This is a genomic window from thiotrophic endosymbiont of Bathymodiolus puteoserpentis (Logatchev) (assembly GCF_900127505.1).
Classification (GTDB): domain Bacteria; phylum Pseudomonadota; class Gammaproteobacteria; order PS1; family Pseudothioglobaceae; genus Thiodubiliella.
In genome coordinates this window covers 1-4,514 of the sequence record NZ_UEXF01000004.1, presented here as the reverse complement: position 1 = coordinate 4,514, position 4,514 = coordinate 1, and the positions used below count along the sequence as shown (strand labels likewise).

Genomic DNA, 4,514 nt, shown 5'->3' with positions numbered 1-4,514 from the left:
GTGACAATAGTGTTGCTCAGTGAGACTGGATAGATTGTATTGATGAAAGCGGGAGGGTAGCCCTTCCTATCAGAAATACCACTTATAATTAAGTCAGCTGATGATTTAATAGAAAACCCTTTTCCTTGTGTAAAGGCATCATTTGCTTGAATAGTACGTTCAAATACCAACTGTGTGCTTTCTATGGCACTTGCATTGGATTTGGCAAAGCCTTGATTGGTGCTGAGAGAAAATTCCAAACCATTGATGATTATCTTAGAATTGGCAGCATACTTCTCCTTACCATTTTGATATCGCATGACTTTGTCCATTGTCAAAGAAATTGTGATCTTATCTCCTATTTCAAAAACACTTTTGGTTGCTGAGTGTTCATCTGTTAGATAGACATTCATGGCAATCAAAACTGGACCTTCTTGGTTTATTTTTTCATTACTAACTTTTTGATGTTTTTGATTAGCATCCCCTAAATTCTTTGTCGCTTTTTGTTGTTCGTTCTGCAAGTGCAACTTATTATTTTTGTCACGCTGTTTAACATTATTAAGTTCTTCTTGTGTGTTTTTCTTACTTTGCTTAATGCCTTTTTTGCTGTCTTTGATCTCCTGATCGACTTTGTTCTTAACTTTGTCAATAGAACCAAATTGGGTATAACTATTGTGATGGTCGCTTTGTCCATTTTTGTTTAATTCGTTCCATCCCTCAGAATTCCCTTGGCCTTGGTTTTGCATTAAATTATTGTTACTACTGCCCAAAATATTCGTAATTTCCTGTGCGCCTTGATTGGCGTCTCCTTTATCGACCTGTGTATCGGTTTTCAAAGAGTTGACAGTATTCTTGTCTTGTTGTGATTGTGTGTCAACATTTGAGTTTTCATCGGCATTTGTTTGCTGATATTTCGAGCGATCTACATCTCTATTAACAGAATCTACATTTTTGGTGTAGTCCTTTGGTTCTTTAGGGGTAGAGTGGCTAGTACCACGAAGTTTGGTTGTGTCTGCCTCGTCTCCGTTGACGACTATTCCTATGGTTTGACTCACCAAAATACTTTTGGCAGTTTCCTTTAAATTGGACAACATGCCTTGCATAAGAGCTTTCATCTTAGCGGTAACGCTTTGTTTGTTAGTACCCACTTCAAGCATGGCGCCATAAAAATCACCGTCACCAATTTTGACGGTAATATTACCTTTGCCGGCTGCCAAGGCAATATTCATCCCATCACCATAACGCACATTGACATTATAATCACCCTTCATTACAGCCACATTAACACCATGTCCCACACGAGTGTTGAGATTGTATTTACCAATCAAAGCATTGATTGCGACTCCATCACCAATATTGGTATTAACATTGAGTTTTCCAATAGATAGCCCTGCATGAAAACCATCACCCACTTTGGTGGTAATATTGGCTTTGCCGATAGCAATCATGGCGCTATAACCAGAGCCCACCTTAGTAACAAGATTGGCTTTACCAATAGCAATTTGCAAGCTGTCGTTGTCACCAACTGAAGTAAGAATATTGGCTTTACCGATGCCAGCTTGGATGGTTTGACCTAAGCCCACTTTGCTAATGATATTGGCATTACCAATACCCACACCTAACATTGCACCATTGCCAATGTGAGTGATAATATTGGCCTGACCTACGGCAAATGTAACCATGCTGCCTTCGTTCTTTCTACCTAATAGTGCAGCACCAGTTGCTTTGAGTGCATCAACGCCTGATGTTAAGAATTTTTGTGGCGCAGAAAATACATTACCTCTTGGGAAGAGGCGATGTTTTTCCAAAACAGGGTCTGAGACTACGGAATCTAGTGGGGATACGGTAACTGTAAAATCCTTTAATGAAGATATTCTGGTAACAATATTGGCTCGACCAACCACCAAACTCATGGTGTTGCCACTTCCTTCTAAATTAACATGGGTAACAATATTTGCTTGGCCAATAGCCGCTGTGATGAGATCACCTGATCCAACTTTGGTTACAATATTAGCCTGCCCAATTGCAAACGCAACTGAAAATCCGTTGCCAATGTGAGTAAAAATATTGAAATTACCAACCATAGCCGCCAAAGTGGTGCCATTGCCAACTTTGGTAAAAATATTAGCCTGCCCGCCTATCATTAAAGCGGCACTAAAACCATCCCCAACATGGGTGAATATATTAGCATAACCTGCTAACATTACTGCTACTGTTGTGCCATTGCCAACTTTGGTAAAGATATTGGCTTTTCCGCCTATCATTAAAGCGGCGCTTAACCCGTTGCCAATATGGGTGAATATATTACCACCTGCTGAAAACATTAATGCCAGCGTTGGGCCATTGCCAACCTTGGTAAAAAAATTAACCCCCACAGATACCATTAATGCAGCGGTCATACCATTGCCAACATGGGTTAGCACATTGCCAACACCAAACATGCCAACAATAACATCGCCATCACCCACTTTAGTGGCAATATTACCCATGCCCAGCATTAACAAATACATCTTGCCGTTACCAACTTGAGTAACAATATTTGCTTGACCAAATAATAGTGCTAAAATATTACCGTTGCCTACTTTGGTAATGATATTGGCACCGCCTAACATACCTGCTTTAATATTGCCATCACCAAGATGCGTTAGAATGTTGCCGCCGCCAAGCATTGCTAAATCAATATTACCATCGCCTTTTTTAGTAACAACATTCAAACCACCGAATAAAAAGCCGCTAATATCACCCGTGGAGAAATCAGTAAAGACATTAGCACCTGCCAAAAGATACAAAATTGAATTTCCAGAACCTTTTCTAGTAATGATATTTGCACCGCCAACTAATTCGGCGTTTAAGGTGCCTTCCCCCTTGTAGGTAACTATATTTGCCGCACCAATACCTGTTAAATTTAGATCACCTTTAGCAACCTCTACATTGACAATATTACCTAATGAAACCAATATTAAGTCCGTGTTACCGCTCCCATATCTATCTAGTTTATTTAAACGAAAACCACCGAGTTTTGCCTTTAATCTTCCATTTGTTGACCAGGTAATAAAATTACCACCGCCTAGTACACTCAAGTCTCCATCGCCTTGTTTCCCTGAACGGGTAATAAAATTACCAACGCCACCGCCAATAAAATTAATATCACCATAATCACCTGTATGGGTAATTTTGTTGATGGCGCCAATACCTACAAACGAGATATTGCCATTGGCAGAATGATCGATAATATTGGCACCGCCACCGCCAATAAAATCAGTATCGCCATACTCAGCTGTATTGATAACATGATTAGCTACACCAGCACCCTTGAAGGAAATGTTACCTTCATACCCTCCTCTGCGCTCCACTAAATTGTATCCACCGATACCTACAAAATCAATATTGCCTTCGTGGGTGGCATTAATAACTCTATTGTAAAAACCCGCTCCATAAAAAATAATATTACCCGAATAACCTTTGCGCTCCACTTCGTTATAAGCACCTAGTCCAGTGAAATAAATACTGCCTCTATTTGCACTGTTGGTAACCCTGTTTGACATCCCAGCGCCAGTAAAGTGAATGTCACCTTGATACCCACCTATACGCTCCACAATATTAGATGCGCCAATACCTTTAAATGAAATATTGCCGTATCTTACCTTGCTAATTACTCTGTTGGATATGCCAGCACCTTTAAATGAAATATTCCCCGAATCGCCCCGACGATATATGTAATTACTTGCCGCTGCGCCTTTAAAGTCAATATTGCCCGATCGTCCAGTATGCTGTAAATCCATTGCACCAGCAAGACCAGAGACAGACATATTGCCCCAGCCGCTTTTATTNATGAAATATTGCCGTATCTTACCTTGCTAATTACTCTGTTGGATATGCCAGCACCTTTAAATGAAATATTCCCCGAATCGCCCCGACGATATATGTAATTACTTGCCGCTGCGCCTTTAAAGTCAATATTGCCCGATCGTCCAGTATGCTGTAAATCCATTGCACCAGCAAGACCAGAGACAGACATATTGCCCCAGCCGCTTTTATTAACAGTCATAAAGCCAGCGGCTCCGTAGATATATAGATGCCCCCAAGTATCATAAACATCCAGCTTTAAACTGGCGGCATATATTGTATCGTTGCCACCATACATATGAGCGCCATCACCCCATACTGCCAAACCCACAGCGGTTAGTGTGTTGTCACCATCATCCCCTTTGTAAGTTCCTGATACAGCATATACAATAGCATCAACAATTTGTTCGAATACAGCTACTACAGCACCCATAAAAAACCCCACGATATTTCACATAAATAATAGGCGTATAATAGCATATTTATTGGGTAAATAAACACTGACTATTTGGCAATGAACATAAAATCAATACTAGATTTAAAAAATGACCAAGTTGGTCAAATCCACACTTGACGACTACTTAGTCACCCCTTAAAAACCCACCCCAACCAAACCAAAACCACCCATTTTCCCAACCATCTAAATCAACAAAACTGCTTTTTATCCAGCACCACAAAAAACCTTAGGT

The 4,514-nt window shown here is 40.3% G+C and carries 1 pseudogene; it reads right to left on the bottom strand.

Features of this window, described 5'->3' with window-relative positions:
* Nucleotides 1-3,788: pseudogene (locus tag BHECKSOX2_RS00055) on the bottom strand (hypothetical protein); the annotation flags it as partial.
* Nucleotides 3,789-4,514: the final 726 nt, after the last annotated feature.